At 51.3% G+C, this 15,087-nt stretch carries 18 protein-coding genes, 1 tRNA gene and 1 pseudogene; 13 read left to right on the forward strand and 7 right to left on the reverse strand.

What is annotated here, in order from left to right:
* Window positions 1–15 precede the first annotated feature (15 nt).
* The gene (ybcJ, locus tag NR201_RS03655; RefSeq protein ID WP_003849455.1) at window positions 16–228 is read right to left on the reverse strand and encodes a ribosome-associated protein YbcJ; all 213 of its coding nucleotides are present in this window, start codon (window positions 226–228) and stop codon (window positions 16–18) included.
* Window positions 229–1,095: a bifunctional methylenetetrahydrofolate dehydrogenase/methenyltetrahydrofolate cyclohydrolase FolD gene (folD, locus tag NR201_RS03660; RefSeq protein WP_010671240.1), complete on the reverse strand. Its 867-nt coding sequence runs from the start codon at window positions 1,093–1,095 to the stop codon at window positions 229–231.
* A gap of 173 nt (window positions 1,096–1,268) precedes the next feature.
* Here folD and NR201_RS03665 point away from each other — a divergent pair, with 173 nt between their 5' ends.
* Both NR201_RS03665 and NR201_RS03670 read left to right on the forward strand, forming a co-directional pair.
* Entirely contained in the window at window positions 1,269–1,772 is a 504-nt protein-coding gene (locus tag NR201_RS03665; RefSeq protein WP_187510943.1) for a DUF1198 family protein, read from the forward strand.
* A gap of 94 nt (window positions 1,773–1,866) precedes the next feature.
* Window positions 1,867–1,943, forward strand: a tRNA-Arg gene (locus tag NR201_RS03670).
* A 15-nt stretch (window positions 1,944–1,958) separates the two neighbouring features.
* On the opposite strand, the pseudogene NR201_RS03675 reads toward NR201_RS03670, so the two are convergent.
* Window positions 1,959–2,662 (reverse strand): annotated as a pseudogene (locus tag NR201_RS03675) (site-specific integrase); the annotation flags it as partial.
* Between the two features lie 143 nt (window positions 2,663–2,805).
* On the opposite strand from NR201_RS03675, the gene NR201_RS03680 reads away from it, so the two are divergent.
* Window positions 2,806–3,099 carry a DUF2542 family protein gene (locus tag NR201_RS03680; RefSeq protein ID WP_033766659.1) on the forward strand — a complete coding sequence of 98 codons (294 nt, stop codon included), beginning with the start codon at window positions 2,806–2,808 and terminating at the stop codon, window positions 3,097–3,099.
* 1,370 nt (window positions 3,100–4,469) lie between these two features.
* Here NR201_RS03680 and NR201_RS03685 read toward each other — a convergent pair.
* Window positions 4,470–4,697, reverse strand: coding sequence for a DUF333 domain-containing protein (locus NR201_RS03685; RefSeq protein WP_071997996.1), 228 nt, complete (start codon window positions 4,695–4,697; stop codon window positions 4,470–4,472).
* Window positions 4,698–5,194: 497 nt separating this feature from the next.
* Here NR201_RS03685 and NR201_RS03690 point away from each other — a divergent pair, with 497 nt between their 5' ends.
* Complete coding sequence (locus NR201_RS03690) at window positions 5,195–5,518, forward strand: hypothetical protein (protein WP_256849383.1); 324 nt, start codon at window positions 5,195–5,197, stop codon at window positions 5,516–5,518.
* Window positions 5,519–5,835: 317 nt separating this feature from the next.
* On the opposite strand, the gene NR201_RS03695 is transcribed toward NR201_RS03690, so the two are convergent.
* Window positions 5,836–6,162, reverse strand: a complete 327-nt coding sequence (locus NR201_RS03695) for a SymE family type I addiction module toxin (RefSeq protein WP_256849384.1) — start codon at window positions 6,160–6,162, stop codon at window positions 5,836–5,838.
* 302 nt (window positions 6,163–6,464) lie between these two features.
* A complete protein-coding gene (locus NR201_RS03700) occupies window positions 6,465–7,364 on the reverse strand; it encodes a LysR substrate-binding domain-containing protein (protein ID WP_256849385.1) in 900 nt (299 codons plus the stop codon).
* Between the two features lie 141 nt (window positions 7,365–7,505).
* Between NR201_RS03700 and NR201_RS03705 the strand changes: the two genes are divergently transcribed.
* The 4 genes from NR201_RS03705 to NR201_RS03720 all read left to right on the forward strand — a co-directional run bounded on the left by NR201_RS03705 (window position 7,506) and on the right by NR201_RS03720 (window position 10,247).
* Entirely contained in the window at window positions 7,506–7,829 is a 324-nt protein-coding gene (locus NR201_RS03705) for a superoxide dismutase (protein WP_245115402.1), read from the forward strand.
* Window positions 7,830–8,045: 216 nt separating this feature from the next.
* Window positions 8,046–8,609: an NAD(P)H-dependent oxidoreductase gene (locus tag NR201_RS03710; protein ID WP_052272109.1), complete on the forward strand. Its 564-nt coding sequence runs from the start codon at window positions 8,046–8,048 to the stop codon at window positions 8,607–8,609.
* Between the two features lie 80 nt (window positions 8,610–8,689).
* Window positions 8,690–9,418 (forward strand): antibiotic biosynthesis monooxygenase, encoded by a 729-nt coding sequence (locus tag NR201_RS03715; protein WP_256849386.1) that lies wholly within the window; start codon window positions 8,690–8,692, stop codon window positions 9,416–9,418.
* A 25-nt stretch (window positions 9,419–9,443) separates the two neighbouring features.
* Window positions 9,444–10,247, forward strand: coding sequence for a carboxymuconolactone decarboxylase family protein (locus NR201_RS03720; protein ID WP_010259029.1), 804 nt, complete (start codon window positions 9,444–9,446; stop codon window positions 10,245–10,247).
* Window positions 10,248–10,593: 346 nt separating this feature from the next.
* Here the strand turns inward: NR201_RS03720 and NR201_RS03725 are convergent, their stop codons facing one another.
* A complete protein-coding gene (locus NR201_RS03725) occupies window positions 10,594–10,830 on the reverse strand; it encodes a DUF2171 domain-containing protein (RefSeq protein ID WP_003854080.1) in 237 nt (78 codons plus the stop codon).
* Between the two features lie 354 nt (window positions 10,831–11,184).
* On the opposite strand from NR201_RS03725, the gene NR201_RS03730 reads away from it, so the two are divergent.
* The 5 genes from NR201_RS03730 (at window position 11,185) to NR201_RS03750 (ending at window position 15,083) form a co-directional block, all read left to right on the forward strand.
* The gene (locus NR201_RS03730; RefSeq protein WP_256849387.1) at window positions 11,185–11,781 is read left to right on the forward strand and encodes a DUF1349 domain-containing protein; all 597 of its coding nucleotides are present in this window, start codon (window positions 11,185–11,187) and stop codon (window positions 11,779–11,781) included.
* 104 nt (window positions 11,782–11,885) lie between these two features.
* Window positions 11,886–12,905 carry a DUF481 domain-containing protein gene (locus NR201_RS03735; RefSeq protein WP_010259026.1) on the forward strand — a complete coding sequence of 340 codons (1,020 nt, stop codon included), beginning with the start codon at window positions 11,886–11,888 and terminating at the stop codon, window positions 12,903–12,905.
* A gap of 103 nt (window positions 12,906–13,008) precedes the next feature.
* Window positions 13,009–13,974 (forward strand): magnesium and cobalt transport protein CorA, encoded by a 966-nt coding sequence (locus NR201_RS03740; protein ID WP_010259025.1) that lies wholly within the window; start codon window positions 13,009–13,011, stop codon window positions 13,972–13,974.
* Window positions 13,975–14,105: 131 nt separating this feature from the next.
* Window positions 14,106–14,615, forward strand: coding sequence for a hypothetical protein (locus NR201_RS03745; protein WP_228379703.1), 510 nt, complete (start codon window positions 14,106–14,108; stop codon window positions 14,613–14,615).
* Between the two features lie 12 nt (window positions 14,616–14,627).
* Window positions 14,628–15,083: a DUF421 domain-containing protein gene (locus tag NR201_RS03750; RefSeq protein WP_010671255.1), complete on the forward strand. Its 456-nt coding sequence runs from the start codon at window positions 14,628–14,630 to the stop codon at window positions 15,081–15,083.
* The last annotated feature ends 4 nt before the right edge of the window (window positions 15,084–15,087 follow it).

A 15,087-nucleotide genomic window follows, 5' to 3' on the forward strand; every position in this document is an offset into this window, starting at 1 on the left:
AGGGACGCCCGGAAATCACTCGACCACAGTAATGCGGAAACCCGCGAATTCTACGGTCTGACCGGCTACTATTTTGCAGCGCTTGCGGGTTTCTACCGCACCGTTGACCTTCACTTCACCCTCGGCAATCACGACTTTCGCCTGTGCGCCGCTCTGAACCCATCCTTCCAGTTTCAGCAGGTCACACAGATCGACGTGCGGGAATTTACCCAGTGAAAAACTTGTCATTTAAACCACCTCTTTATCATGAAACTCTTCGCACGCCTGCAGCGTGTTTTGAATCAGTGTTGCTACTGTCATTGGGCCCACACCGCCCGGCACCGGGGTAATGTAGGAGGCGCGCTCGGATGCACTGTCAAAATCAACATCGCCCACCACTTTGCCGCTCTCCAGCCGGTTAATGCCCACGTCGATGACGATGGCGCCCGGTTTGATCCAGTCACCCGGAATAAACCCTGGCTTACCCACTGCAACGACCAGCAGATCGGCATGCTCAACGTGATGGCGCAGATCTTTGGTAAAGCGATGGGTGACGGTCGTGGTGCAGCCCGCCAGCAGCAGTTCCATGCTCATCGGACGACCAACAATGTTGGATGCGCCAACCACCACGGCATTCAGGCCGTAGGTGTCAATGTTGTAGCGCTCCAGCAGCGTCACGATACCGCGTGGCGTGCAGGGACGCAGGGTTGGCGCACGCTGACACAGGCGACCGACGTTATAAGGGTGGAATCCATCGACATCTTTATCAGGCGTGATGCGCTCCAGCACTTTGACATTATCAATGCCGGCTGGCAGTGGCAGCTGCACCAGGATGCCATCGATTTCGTCGTCCTGATTGAGCGCATCAATCAGCTCCAGCAGCTCAGCTTCGCGGGTCGTGGCAGGCAAATCGTAAGAGCGGGAGTGGAAACCGACTTCTTCACAGGCGCGGCGTTTGCTGGCCACGTAGATCTGTGATGCCGGGTTTTCACCAACCAGAACCACTGCCAGACCCGGCGCGCGTTTTCCGGCGGCCAGACGCTGCTTCACTTTTTCCGCAACCTCAACGCGCACCTGCTGCGCAATCGTTTTACCGTCAATAATTTTTGCTGCCATCAGAGAGGAAATCCACTGTGTTGTGTTGAATCGGGGAAGGGGGGTATTTTGTCAGAAGCGCGGCGCGCTGTCAGTTACAGTTTCAGCCGCGTATGTGCTTTCCGGCTTTTTCGTCGCGACGAGTGCCAGCCTGCATGCGTATGATATCTGCAGGACAATCCGGGGACGATGTAATGATTTGGATAATGCTTGCTACTCTGGCGGTGGTGTTTGTCGCTGGATTTCAGCTGCTCACCGCTGGCTCACGCCATGCCGCTCAGCGGCTCAGCAAACGGCTGCAGCTGCCACCGGTACAGGTGGAATCAATGATCTCTATGATGGGGAAAGAGGCGGCGAAAGAGTTTACCGACTATCTCAGCAAGGATAATGAAACGCACCTGCATAATGGCGCAGCGGTACTGCTGATCTGGCAGGTGTTCATTGTTGACGGCAGCGAGGAGAACAGCCAGCGCTGGCATGCGATTCTCAGTCGAGCCGGTTTTCCACCGCTTATTAGCCGCCAGCAGCTGCTGCTCGCGCTGGGCTTTCTGCGCCAGCTGGAACCGGACATCCAGGCGCTGCATGCACTTCGTGAGCAATACAATGCGCGTTTCACATCACAAGGGATTGAGCTGGAAGGAGAATTTACCGACAACGGTAAACTCGTGTCGCTCAGCGAATGGCGCAGGCGTCACTGACGCCAATTGGTCATTACCGCAGCACTTCGCTGCGGAGAAACGGCAAAAACGTTGACGTACCCGCTTCCCGACGTATAATCCGTGCCATCTCCATGCGCCCTTAGCTCAGTTGGATAGAGCACCGGCCTTCTAAGCCGTAGGTCACAGGTTCGAATCCTGTAGGGCGTACCAAATAAAATCATCGGTTTACGCCAGCTTCAATCCTACCTGATTATCTTCTTGTGTCGTATTTGTGTCGCTCTCACCCAAAAGTGAGTCAATTTTGCGCGCATGTTCGGTCAGGTGGTTAGGTGCGAGGTGAGCATACCGACGCACCATTTCAATATTTTCCTATCCACCCATTTCCTGCAGCGCGGAAAGCGGAACACCAGACTGGATTAACCAGCTCGCCCACGTATGCCGTAAGTCATGAAAGCGGAAGTCTTCTATGCCTGGCGCTTTTAGACCGATATTCCACGCCGTGTTATCATCACTGCGCATTTTCCTGCCTGCCGGTGCCAGCGTTCCATCGCTGCGATGCTTCGCCTTGGTTTGTACGAACACCTAACGTGACTGCTTACCTATCTGCCCCTTCAGCACTTTGCATGTCGTATCATTCAGAGCCACGCCAATAGCCTTGCCCGCTTTGGCGTTCTCCGAATTAATCCAGGCGACCTTCCTTTGCATATCAACCTGCGTCCATTCCAGATCCAGAATGTTTGAAAGGCGAAGGCCGGTAGCCAGCGCAAATATGACCACTGGTTTTATGCTTTCCGGCATGCAATCAATCAGCCGGTTCGCTTCCTCTCGCGTTAACAGCGGATGCGCTAGCTGACAGGCTTCTTTGTTTTGATAACCGGCGCTGTCTTTATCCAGCCCCATTCATTTGCTGCTGCACGCAGCAGCGATTGCATAAGGGCTGCATGGATGAGGTTATTCAGGCATTCAATATGCAGACACTTTTGAGTGAGTGGCGAAATATTACGCCACCCTTACTGGAATCTTATATAGCTGTGTAATAATGAACCTAAAAAATTGGCTGGGATGAAAAATAATGGGATTTCAGTATTGGTTCACAGTATGTGCCGCCTTTATAGTTGGTCTAATAACGCTGGCTGAGTCTTTCATTTACATGCATCGGGGAATCTATACCAAAACCTTTAAGGGAACGAGTCGCAAGGAATTCATCTACAAGGATGCCAAACCTATTGAATATTGGATCAGCACTATTCTTCATTTTGGAATTAGCATCATGATGATTGGGATCGGCTTCTGGTTCTTACAGGAAATCCCCGCAGTTAACCATTGGTACAATGAAATCCGCACAATGCCAGCATTTTGGTTTTAGGTCTCGTTCGCAGTTCAACCTTTGCTTAGGAAAAACAACCTCATCGTTTACCCAATCTTAAACCTCTAACTTGCGGTTTTTTATTGCCCGGAGAAAGCTATGGGCATTCAAGTAAAAGGCATTCAACTGGCTCAGTAGAACCTCAACCCTCTGATTGGAGACATTTAGGGCTGAGCAGCGAGAAGTGTTTGAAAGGAATTAAAATTTGAATGGGTAATCCATATTTCGCATGATGGTTATAATCTTCAGGTAGCTATACCATTTTTGCTGCACACCTTTTAGGTGGCGATGATGAGATTCTTGTTAGTCTGGGGGAGCACTCAGGGAGTATTGGGCTCGAAGAGCCAGAATTTATGAAAAGACTAATGAAGTTGTTGCAACAAAGAATCGCTAGTGCCTTTCCATAAATTCATAAAGTGCATAATGGCATAGCCCACTCAGGTGGTTTTTTTGCTATCAGGTCTCAAGCATTGGGCAGATTGGGCCACTTCTTATAAGCGAAGATATAGAGTGTAAAGAAATGCAAGCCGGGGAATGATAGTAACAGAGCCATTTTCCATCCGAATCCCGCCTTTTGAGCCATACGAAAGCATGGAATAAACATAAAAAACCAGATTATGAACGTCATCGCTGCGAGTGGGTTTGGGTGTTCCATTGTGATTTCTCCGTGATTTGCGTTCTCTGGCTTATCGGCAGGCGCGCTATGACTTTTAGCAAAATTGATCATTTTCCACTTTTTTTCGACTACTCCATGCGAGGATTTATCCCGTCTATTATTTTGGGTATAGGGATATGAAGAAGCTGATTTTTGGTGCGGTTATTGCAACATTGCTTTCCGGCCGCGTCTACACAGGCACTAACTTCGACGAATCAAAGCTGAAGAAATGGATAAAGTAATTACCATTTCTCAAAACGGCTTAGCCGCTTTGTCTGACAACTACACCAACCTTGCGCGAATGAATGCTCAGGCTAAGCCCCTGAGGTCCTTCTGTTGGCCGTCGATGAACATCTTCTTGAATGTCGCTTCGTTATCGTTGGTTAGCTTTGCGATATAGCCAGACACCGATAAAGGCCAGCAGAACCGAAAGCACCGCCTTAAGTGCAATCACTGTGAATTCGAAACTATCCATAGCGCCTTCACCGTCACCGCTAATGTGGCCTTCTACCAGGGATCTGATGATCCCTTCAGGTATGAGAAACCAGGTTGCGGAGAAGATTCAAATAAATATCAGTATTTTCATCGCACTACACACTTTGTGAAATCAGGAACATCAATGCGGCCGTATGCTGGTAATCCTCCTTTCATAAAGCCACGTCCCATTCTTACGGCTCCTTGATCGCTGCCCTGATATGCCTTCCGACTAACGAGTCTATTGGTTATCCCTTCTGTACAGTGCCCACTCCTCGATGCGCTCTCCGCCTGGCAGAGTACAGTAACCTGATTCACCATCCGGGCCCTTAACTATGTCCAGCTTGCCGCCCCTCTTTTCACAATGCACAGAGGCTGGGTTAGCCATGCCCACAGCGTGTTGTCTGTCATTATGGGGTACACAGGCTGTGAGTAATAAAGTGGTCGCTGCGATTGTAATTGCTTTCATTTTTAACCTTATCTGAAGAGATTGAGGAGGGTTAATTGTTATATCCACGCTGCTTCATCTCGCGCTGGCTTTTCTGTTTAATTAACCGGCTATTGTGACCTTGGGTAGCCATTGAAATCAGATCATAACCTGGGCTTAATCCCGCCAGTTAGTGTGGATTTATACATACATCGTGTTCATTAGGTGCATCACCTCTATCCCTTACCTTTGGGATCGCATCTCATCAGGGTACAGCCAGAGCTGCGTTGGCCACACCAACCGGCTTTCAGCAGCTGCATTGCTGGCCGCTTATTCGTCAGCTGTAACAGGCGCATTGATAGAGCACTTAAGGAGGGCAGCCATCGCGGGATTAACGGGTTACACCACAGCAATGACAGTAGCCTAGACAATTTCATCGGGCGGTACCGGTGTCGGCTACGTAAAGAGGTGGGTTAGCATGGGCCGGGTTCACTGTGCTATATTTCGCTCGTATCGCAACGTCATTCAGGATGAATCAGATGAACGAATTTGAGAAAGAACTCTTTAATAATGGCTTCTCTGCTAAAGAGATCGGTAAACTCAAAAGTATTATAAAAAAAGACGAGTCAAAAAAAGATACACTTCAGAGCCTCGTGATTGATCTAAGTAAACGCTTCTGGGGCGGAGTTATTGCTCTTATTATTTTGATGCTTATTGGACTGGATGGCATTTTCAATGCAGATGCTTCAAATGCTATTCCATATATTGTTGTTCTGACGTTTGCATTTCTTGTGATCTATTTTGTTACACCTCTCAACCTAGCATGGAAATCATATAAATTTACCAGAGAATGTAAGCGCTAATTTTTATCCAAAGTTAGTTATCTGATTCCTGTTTCTGGCACTTATTTATAGTAGTACGATCCTTACAGGAACATAGTGTGTACATCGATAACCTGTATTTTGCGATAGCAATCTGATAATAAACATTTAATAATTCTTCAGAAATCATTCCAATCTATAGATTATCTGTAATCTCATTATAAAAGGCGATTAAAACGGGGGAGCGCTACGCTAGCGGGGCAAAAGATCCTTTAAATATAGAAACGCGGATAATTATTGCCAGCAATACTGATCTGCCGCTCCCCAACCAGAAGCGGCATCCTTTTACCTCAACGCCACTAACCCGCAACCACACCCGACAAAGCCAGAACCTGCTTCTGTTTTCTTGCAGGCAGCTTATTCAGCTGCGCTAACGCGTTAACCAGCTGCTCATCGACCGGCTCTGATGGTTTCACGGTCAGCACGATACGGCCCGCCGTGACTTTTACTTCTACTTCGGTGCCAGTGGTAAATCCGGCGGCAGCCAGCCACTGGCCTTTCATGATAATCGACGGAATACGCGCGTAACTGGGATACCGGCTGGCGTAACTCACCGTTAATTTGCGCTGGGAAACGGAAGGGGCTTCTGAATTTAAACCAACTGCATTACACTCTGACTCAGTCATGATCTCTATTCTCGCTAAATAGTGGTTGTGATTAGCGATACAGGGGTGCTCCAACACCTCTGTATCGCGCTAAATACCTGTACATATAATCAACTATTGCAGGAAAAGTCCAGCTGAAAATCGATGTAAATCAGTGACTTTAATCATCTGATAAACAGCGAATTTTACGATGACGATCTCAAAAAAATGCAATTAACTGAAAGCATTTTTTGTTCGGAATATAAGAAAAGTCACAGGTGATATCTCGTCATAAATATCTGCCATTAGCCGTATTCAGTAAGCCCGCTATCAGTAACAGGTGCTTAACCCGCAGTGTGCTTAAGCAGAAAGTCGATTAACGTTTTTACTCTTTTCGTTTTACCCGCGCTTTTAGGATAATAGAGATAAACCGGCGGATAAGTTTTCCAGTAACGCTCCATCACCGGAATAAATGCCTCTTTATCCGGCTGTAAATTATGAACCGGTTCAAACAGTCGCCCGATACCCAGCCCGTTGCGAATGCCATCAGCCATCACCTCAATATCATTACTCATCAACTGACCCGGCATCTCAACGGTCAGCTGTTCGCCATGATGATCCAGAATCAGCGGCAGAATACGATTATTGGTGATAAACCGGTAACCGATAAGCCGGTGCTGATGCAGGTCAGACGGAGACGCTGGAATGCCGAACGCTGCCAGGTAGGCAGAAGAGGCATACAAACCTTCGCGAAACGGCTTCATCAGCGGGCGTGCCACCACGCCACCTTCCAGAATATCGCCAAACCGGATCCCCAGATCAAAACGTTCATCAATGATGTTCACGGTGCCATCGTATACCGAAATTTCCAGCTGAATACCGGGATATTGCTGGCAGAAACCGGCCATTGCAGGTTTCAGCACCAGCAGATAGGCAAAGCGCGAGAGAGTGATCCTGACCAGTCCCGACGGTTCCTGATTCTGGTCGCGGATGCTTTCCAGCGATTTTTCCAGCGAGGCTACCGCTGCCGAAGTTTGTTCCAGCAGCTGCTGTCCGGCATCGGTCAGCTCAATCCTGCGCGTGGTTCGCACAAATAGCGGATGACCGATGTGCGCTTCAAGTAGCTTCAGCGCCTTACTGACCGAGGGGGGAGTAATCTCCAGTTTGCGCGCAGCCGATGAAATATTTCCTTCGCGGGCAATGCTCTGGAAGATGCGTATCTGATTATAGATGGCGTTGTTCACGGGATAATCCTGACACAATCGGGCTGCTTATTATTAGCCGCAGGCTAAATATCTTTGAGTCAATAGTGGCCTAATCTTCACTAAATCGCGAGCATATACTCCTTATCAGTTCCCCCTGGCCGTGAATCTCAGGAGATTGATATGCGAATTTTGTGTCTGGATAAACCCGCGCCCGATGCCACGCTGGAAAAGTATCACCCTCATCTGACTGCCGAAGCTTTCCATGCCTGGAGTCTGTATAAATCCGGTGCGCTACGCGATATTTACTACCGACAGGATCGACCCGGCGTTGCGATCTTCCTTGAATGCGACTCGGTGGAACAGGCCCAAAGCCTGCTGGCTGACTTTCCGCTGGCAAAAGCCGGTCTGCTGAGTTTTGACTGCATCCCGTTAGGTGCATTCACCAACTGGGAAAGCCTGTTCGCTGCAGAGTATAAGCCTCAGCAAGAGGGCGCCACCCAATGATCAGTCGCAAACCGCTACCGTGTGTTGTCACCAGTCATCCGACAGGTGTCAGGCAGGCCGCAGTAAAAACGCCGCGTGAAGCGCTGGCTGCAGGAATGGCGGAAGCCGTAGCGAGTGGATTTGATTAAACGGTGCCGGACGGCAAAAAGTACCCAGCGCGTGATGGCATCGCCAACGCCTTGCCATCTGTTAAAAAAAGATGATTAAAAACTGAAAATGAAAAATATATTAATTATTTCCGGTCATCCTGACCTGAGCCATTCGGTCGGTAATGCTACCATTCTTAATGAAGTCGCTTCTGCGCTGCCTGATGCTGAAATCCGTCGTCTGGATGCACTTTATCCGGACAACAACATCAATGTCAGCGCCGAACAGGATGCACTGCTGAAGGCAGATATTATCGTCTGGCAATTTCCCTTCTCATGGTATTCGCTGCCAGGGCTCATGAAGTTATGGCTGGATGACGTATTTGTTCATGGGTTTGCGCACGGATCGACGGCCAGACTCGGCGGTAAAAAACTGATCCTCTCCTTCACCACTGGCGCACCGCAGGCGTTATACGCGGCAGATGGCGTCTTTGGTCATCAGCTGGAGGATTATCTGATTCAGTTTGAAACCACCGCCCGGCTCTGCAATCTGGAGATGCAGAAACCGGTTTATACCTGCGGGATAAGCTATGCCAGTCGTAATGAAACTATTATCACGCAGCAAATTGCTGCAGCAAAGCAACACGCGTCGCGACTCATTGCTCAGCTCAATACGGAACTCACAACGGCTTAATAGCCAGATGAAACAGAAATCGCGCCGGTTAATACACCGAATGAATCGCAAATCACCTCATCCGATAATTAAGGCAGACCGTGAACAATATTACCGCTCTGACTCTGACTCTGACTCTGCTGATGGCCGGCCCGGCATCGGCAGCCGCTTTAACAGAACCCACAAATCGTGTCATTAATCTGCATGAAATGGAAATTAAGGCCGGGAAAAACGGACAGTACGATGAAGTTGCCAGAGATAATATTACCCGTTCGCTGGCAGAGCAACCAGGTACGCTGGCGATGTATTCACTGAAACATAAAGAAAATGCTCATCAGGCTTATATGATTGAAATTTATGCGAGTGAAGAGGCATACCAGCAACATCTCAGTTCAGAGCCGTACCGGTCTTTTATTACACGCGCACCTGATCTTATCGGCCAGAAAAAGAGCACTGTGCTGGAGCCGCAGTTTCTGGGTGATAAACCCTTCGTACAAAATAAAGAAACCATTAATAACCTGGTGATTGTTGACGTGAAACCGGCCGATCAGCAGGCATTCCGCGATATTGTGCTGCCTGAAATGGCGGAATCACTGAAGGTGGAACCGGGCGTACTGGCGATGTATGCCGCGACCGATACGAAAAACAGATATCGCTGGTTCTTCTATGAAATCTACGCGAGTGACGCCGCCTATCAGCAGCACCGCGAAACGCCCCATTTTCGCGACTATATCCGGCTGACAGCTGAGATGACCGACCGCAAAGAGACGATCCCCGTGGTGCCTGCTCTGCTGAAAAACCGCGGCGCTCTTAACTCTTTTGTTAACTGACCTTTACCAGGGAGCTGATCAGAGGATGAAAAAAGTGATTGCCGCCGCCGCGATCTCCATGATGCTGGCCGACCTGGCCGCTGCTGAACCCAAAAGAGGTGAAACTATGTTGAACGTCAATCCATCCAGCCTTTCGGTTGCCGACATTGAGTCCGTCTCTCCCGCACTGGCTCGTTTCGGACGTGAAGCGATAACCGACGATCTCTGGAAACGCGACGCACTTTCGATCCGTGACCGCAGTATCGTCACGCTTGCCATTCTCATCGCCCGCAACCAGCCTGCTGAGTTACAACATTACGCCGGTGTGGCGCTCGACAGTGGCGTGACGCCTGCTGAAGTCTCCGAAATAATCACTCACCTGGCGTTCTATTCCGGCTGGCCCAATGCGATGTCCGCAATTGCGGTGACCAAAAATGTGTTTCAGGCGCGAGGTATTGGTGCCGATCAACTGGCCGAAGCCTCTCCGGCACTGCTGCCACTAAATCAGGCAGCCGAACAGCAGCGTTCTGCAACGGTAGAGAAAAATGTGGGGCCGATCTCGCCCGGGCTGGTCAGATTCACCGCCGATCCGCTGTTTCTCAATCTGTGGCAGCGGCCAGCGCTACAACCTCGTGACAGAAGTCTGGTGACGGTCAGCGCACTGATTGCTTCGGGACAAAGTGCGCAAATTAGCTACCATCTCAACCGGGCGATGGACAACGGATTGACGGCTGAAGAAGCGGGCGAGATTATCACTCAGGCCGCGTTCTATGCTGGCTGGCCAAATGCCTTTTCAGCGGTTCCGGTGGTGGGGGAAGTGCTGCGGGATCGCGCAGCAAAACAGGAATAACCCGCAGCGGGTGAGGATCTCAGGTTTTACTTCACCCGCCGTTTCTTACGCCTGCCGGATACCGACAGAGATCCGGCAAAGTGCTGCGCCATTCTGGTGGTTTTTTCCCTCCCGGCGCAATGCCATGATGACCGCTCCAAACCTTCCACTTACGACCACCCGCCACCGGGCATAAAAACAGGGAGCACCGCGTCATGGAAAGTAAAAATCTGACAGATACTGCTGAAGACGTTTCAGGCGGTGTGAAATATAAAGCAGTAATAAATGAAGGATGGGCAGGGAAGGACGCAAGAGTTATTTAACAGAATAAATGAAATAAGCCGTGGCGGGCGCCACGGCTAATGTTTTATGCAGACTGCCACTCACTTTCAACATCCGCTTTGGCTTTAGAAAGGATGACTTTATTATCATCAACCTCTTTTACCCAGCTGAATGGAATAATGTGGTGTTTGCCGCCCGCTTCAGGATCGCTTTTCGCCAGCTTAATTTTGTCGTCGCCTTCGAAGTGGTCGACAATCCCGACATGTTCGCCATTCACATCAACAACCTGCGCGTGATCTAAAATCTCTGATTTATCTACCATGGTGGCTTAATCCTTATATTTAATGAGTTCAGTTGCCCTCAGACAAAACAAGCCTGGTTGTTAAATGCTGTTTTCGCCAGGGGATTAACAAAATGAAATAGTTCAGTGAACTGGACCTGGTCGCAGTTATTTATTTCCGGCAGGAGAATAAAAACATATAAGCGAAACCGCAAACAGAGCCGGAGTGTCTGCAGCCACGGGTCTGCTGACCTCACTGCCTGCCACATCGACACCATCAGATTTGCCGCAATCGTCTGCCGCCCGTTCACCAATCAACGCTATGATAATCAGGTCAATCGCCACGCCGCAGATCGGCCAGCACGCGGGCGGTTTAACTTACCCAAAGGAGTGCCTATGACAGCAGTCAGTTCAATTACCACTGAAGGTGGCGTCTGGATTAATCAGCCGCCGGTACACAGCCTGGATGGCGATACGCTGAGGTTCGAAACCGCGCTGAACAGCGATTTCTGGCAGCGTACCTGGTACGGCTTCGAACGGCACAGCGGCCACGCTTTCGGCTTCTGGGTGGAAAACGACTTTACCGTTCAGGTGCAGGTAAGGGCGGATTTCAGTCAGCTCTACGATCAGGCCGGGCTGTATATTCAGGATAACGAAACGCACTGGGTTAAGGCGGGCATTGAGTTTAACGATGACCAGCCCGCAATTGGCAGCGTGGTGACGCGCGAGTTTTCCGACTGGTCTACCGGTGTGTTTCCCGGCGATGCGCGCCAGTTCTGGCTGCGCGCCACCCTGGAAAATGCGGCCTTAAGAATTCAGTACTCTACCGACGGCGTGAGCTGGCCGTTGTTACGGCTCTGCCCGTGGCCCGGTCAGGGGCGGCGGTTTGTCGGAGTGATGGGCTGCTCGCCTGAACGTGAAGGGCTGGCGATGAGTTTTACGGACTTCGCTATTACTCCACCGCTCGGCAAAGCACTGCACGATCTCTCCTGAGCCAGGCGGCGCATTGCATATCGTTGCAGAATCGGCTTAATTGTCAGGTCAGAATTTGCGGTGACGCGTCGCCCGTGCAAGACGACGCCTTTACAGGGAAAGCTATGCGTTGCGCCACCTCGTTTATCCCGCTGCTGGTCATCAGTTGCTGCGCCGGATGGGCACAGCAGGCCACTGCCGATACCGTCTGGCTGAATAATGGCGATCGGCTGACCGGCACGATTCGTTATCTCAGCGACGGCAAGCTGGGGATAGAGACACACTACGCCGGTACCGTCACGCTGGACTGGAGTGCGGTCAGTACGCTCGCCAGCGAGAATCCGGTGAATGTCGAAAACAAAAAGACCGGCGAACATTATCAGGTGCGGCTCTCCTCATCCGATCCCGGCTATGTCTGGGTGGAACGCAACGAGCAGGAGCAGCAGGTTTCGCTGCGGCGCATTGATGAGTTTATGAAAGCCAAAGTCCGCAGCGATCAGCTCGCCTGGACCGGCAACATCGATGCGGGCGTGAAGGTCAAAAAAGCCTCGACCAAAACTGACGACTACAGCTTCGCGCTCAACACGAAACTGAATCAGGGAAAATGGCGTCACGATATCGGTGCGACCTACAATCGCGAGCAGGAAAACGAGAACATCAATACCGATAACTACAGCCTGCGCTACGCCTTTGACTATCTGGTCAGGGAGCAGTTCTTCTGGCAGACCCGCGCCACCTACAAGCGCGACTGGGTGGAAAATCTGTCACGTCAGGCGCTAATCGGCACCGGTCCGGGTTATCAGTTGTGGGATACCGAACTCAGCGCGTTCTCACTCTCGGTGCTGGGTGGTGCCTTTGAGTATGGCTACAGCGATGACCGGGAAGAGCGGCACTTTGGCGGCTCGCTGCGCTGGAACTATCAGCGCTATCTGCTGGGCAAGTCGGTCACACTTTACAGCAATGGCGATGTCGGCCATTCGCTGGATGATGACGGCGTATTTATGCTGGATGCCGAAGTCGGGCTGCGCTACAGCCTGACTTCGTGGTCAACGCTGCACGTTGGCTATCACCGTAATCTGGTCAGCGGCATACCCGATACCCTGAACGAAGGCATTTTCTCCACCGGATTAGGGCTGAAGTGGTAAGCCGCTGATCGAACAGCGCCGCAGCAAATCCTTACGGTTTTTATCCGGTTACAGGCGTGGGATTGGCTAAGCTGCATGTATTGTCACAACGGGAAAGCAGAAGATGATCGTAAGCAGCAGGGTGTATCGTCCGGGATGCGCGGGCGAAGAGGTCGAAGTCGATGATATCAGTGAAGTGATCAAAGAGCCGGAGGCGTTTATCTGGCTCGGGTTGTGGCAGCCAGACGCTGAGTTTATGGCGAAGATTAAAGAGGAGTTCGGCCTTCATGAACTGGCGGTTGAGGATGCACTCAATGCCCATCAGCGACCTAAAATCGAACACTATGGCGAATCGCTGTTTATCGTGGTGAAAACGGTGTGCGCTAAGGATGACAGCTGCGAACTGGGCGAAACGCATCTTTTTGTCGGAAAAAACTTCCTGATCAGCATCCGTCACGGCGCCTCTGAAAGCTACACCCCGGTGCGGCAGCGGGCGGCTGAAAACCCGGCGCTGCTGAAGTTTGGTCCCGCTTATCCGCTCTACTGCCTGCTCGATTTTATTGTTGATCGCTATGCCGAGCTCTCTACCTCGCTGAATGAACGGGTCGGACAGATGGAGAACGATCTCTTCACCAGTGAATTTGATCGCAAGTCGGTGCAGTCGGTCTACACCGTGCGGCGTCATCTGCTGAAACTGCGCAATGCGGCGCTGCCCGTGGAGGAGATCTGTAATCAGCTGATCCACCTGCATGAAGATCTGATCCCGCGTCCGCTGCGCGCCTACATCCGCGACGTGCAGGATCACGCCCGGCATGTCGTCACCGACGCGGAAGATATGCGCGAAATGCTGACCAGCGCCATGCAGGTCAATCTGGCGCTGGTGACGGTGCAGCAGAATGAAGTGGTGAAAAAGCTGGCAGGCTGGGGTGCGATCCTGGTGATCCCGACCGTAGTCTTCAGTATGTATGGCATGAACTTTGAGCATATGCCGGAGCTGAAATCGCTGTATGGCTATCCGCTGGCGGTGGGGCTGACCCTGCTGGCCTGCGGCGGGCTGTGGGCCAAACTGCGTCGCTCCGGCTGGCTGTAAACGGCAGGATGCGGTGCCAGATTGTCCCGGTGAAAAGGTCACGACCCGCCAGATAGCGAACCGATACTGTCTGGCTATGCTTAACGCAGCGTGCAGTTTTTGTTCCTGAGCCAACAGTGTGTGAGGTCACGGTGAAAAAAGAGGATAGCAGCGGCCAGGCAGTACCGATTCAGGAAAACCTCCGCTGGATACGTCGTGAATGGCTGATTCAGCGTATAGGTGAATACGTCCTGATTGCGCTGGTGATTCTGGGGGCATGCGGACTCTTTTCCAAAGGCGTGCTGAGTAACGGCAGCGCCCGCTCGCCGGATGGGACCATTCAGGTGGAGTATGAACGGTTTGGCCGGGTTGAGAGCAATATGGATATGCGCATTCGCTACAACGCACCGGTAACCGATCGCTTTACCGTTACGATTGGCGGTGGCGCCCTGGATAACCTGCAAATCCAGACGCTGCAGCCTCAACCGCTGGAGGCGGTGACGATTGGCAGCGATCTGCGGCTGACCTTTTCGGCCCGCAACACCGGACCGGATCACGCGATCTGGCTTGGCCTGCAGCCGCGCAATGCGGGCCGCATTCACGTCACTATTCATGGTGACGGCCATGCTCCGGCCCGTTTTACCCAATGGATTTATCCCTGACAGAGGCGCTTTATGGAAACGGTATTACGTGCCGCAGCGATCTACCTGGTGCTGATGGTCGTGTTCAAAATTGCCGGCAGACGCACTCTGTTGCAGATGACCTCTTTCGATCTGATTCTGCTATTGATCATCAGTGAAGCAACTCAGCAGGCGCTGCTGGGCGACGATTTTTCTGTTACCGGCGCTGCGCTGACTATTATCACGCTGGTAGCGATTGATATTGTGCTGGGCAAACTGAAAAGTCGCTTTCCGGTGGTGGAGCAGGTGATCGATGGCGGCCCGGTGATCCTGGTCGAGAATGGTAATCTGCTGACTGACCGCATGAAGATGACCGGCATCAGTCCTGATGATGTGCTGGAAGCGGCGCGCTCCGGGCAGGGTCTGGAGCGATTTGATCAGATTAAATATGCGGTGCTGGAGGTTAACGGGCATATCTCGATTATTCCCCGAGCCGATAAAGAGTCCTGAGGGG

This window comes from Pantoea sp. Fr-CA_6, assembly GCF_024520895.1.
Lineage (GTDB): Bacteria > Pseudomonadota > Gammaproteobacteria > Enterobacterales > Enterobacteriaceae > Pantoea > Pantoea agglomerans.

Bases quoted from the DNA above. Each gene is read 5' to 3' on its own strand.
- NR201_RS03685 (WP_071997996.1), bottom strand. From the start codon at position 4,697: ATGAAAGCAATTACAATCGCAGCGACCACTTTATTACTCACAGCCTGT.
- folD (WP_010671240.1), bottom strand. From the start codon at position 1,095: ATGGCAGCAAAAATTATTGACGGTAAAACGATTGCGCAGCAGGTGCGC.
- NR201_RS03740 (WP_010259025.1), top strand. From the start codon at position 13,009: ATGATCGTAAGCAGCAGGGTGTATCGTCCGGGATGCGCGGGCGAAGAG.
- ybcJ (WP_003849455.1), bottom strand. From the start codon at position 228: ATGACAAGTTTTTCACTGGGTAAATTCCCGCACGTCGATCTGTGTGAC.
- NR201_RS03720 (WP_010259029.1), top strand. From the start codon at position 9,444: ATGAAAAAAGTGATTGCCGCCGCCGCGATCTCCATGATGCTGGCCGAC.
- NR201_RS03735 (WP_010259026.1), top strand. From the start codon at position 11,886: ATGCGTTGCGCCACCTCGTTTATCCCGCTGCTGGTCATCAGTTGCTGC.
- NR201_RS03710 (WP_052272109.1), top strand. From the start codon at position 8,046: ATGAAAAATATATTAATTATTTCCGGTCATCCTGACCTGAGCCATTCG.
- NR201_RS03725 (WP_003854080.1), bottom strand. From the start codon at position 10,830: ATGGTAGATAAATCAGAGATTTTAGATCACGCGCAGGTTGTTGATGTG.
- NR201_RS03705 (WP_245115402.1), top strand. From the start codon at position 7,506: ATGCGAATTTTGTGTCTGGATAAACCCGCGCCCGATGCCACGCTGGAA.
- NR201_RS03690 (WP_256849383.1), top strand. From the start codon at position 5,195: ATGAACGAATTTGAGAAAGAACTCTTTAATAATGGCTTCTCTGCTAAA.
- NR201_RS03750 (WP_010671255.1), top strand. From the start codon at position 14,628: ATGGAAACGGTATTACGTGCCGCAGCGATCTACCTGGTGCTGATGGTC.
- NR201_RS03680 (WP_033766659.1), top strand. From the start codon at position 2,806: ATGGGATTTCAGTATTGGTTCACAGTATGTGCCGCCTTTATAGTTGGT.
- NR201_RS03665 (WP_187510943.1), top strand. From the start codon at position 1,269: ATGATTTGGATAATGCTTGCTACTCTGGCGGTGGTGTTTGTCGCTGGA.
- NR201_RS03695 (WP_256849384.1), bottom strand. From the start codon at position 6,162: ATGACTGAGTCAGAGTGTAATGCAGTTGGTTTAAATTCAGAAGCCCCT.
- NR201_RS03730 (WP_256849387.1), top strand. From the start codon at position 11,185: ATGACAGCAGTCAGTTCAATTACCACTGAAGGTGGCGTCTGGATTAAT.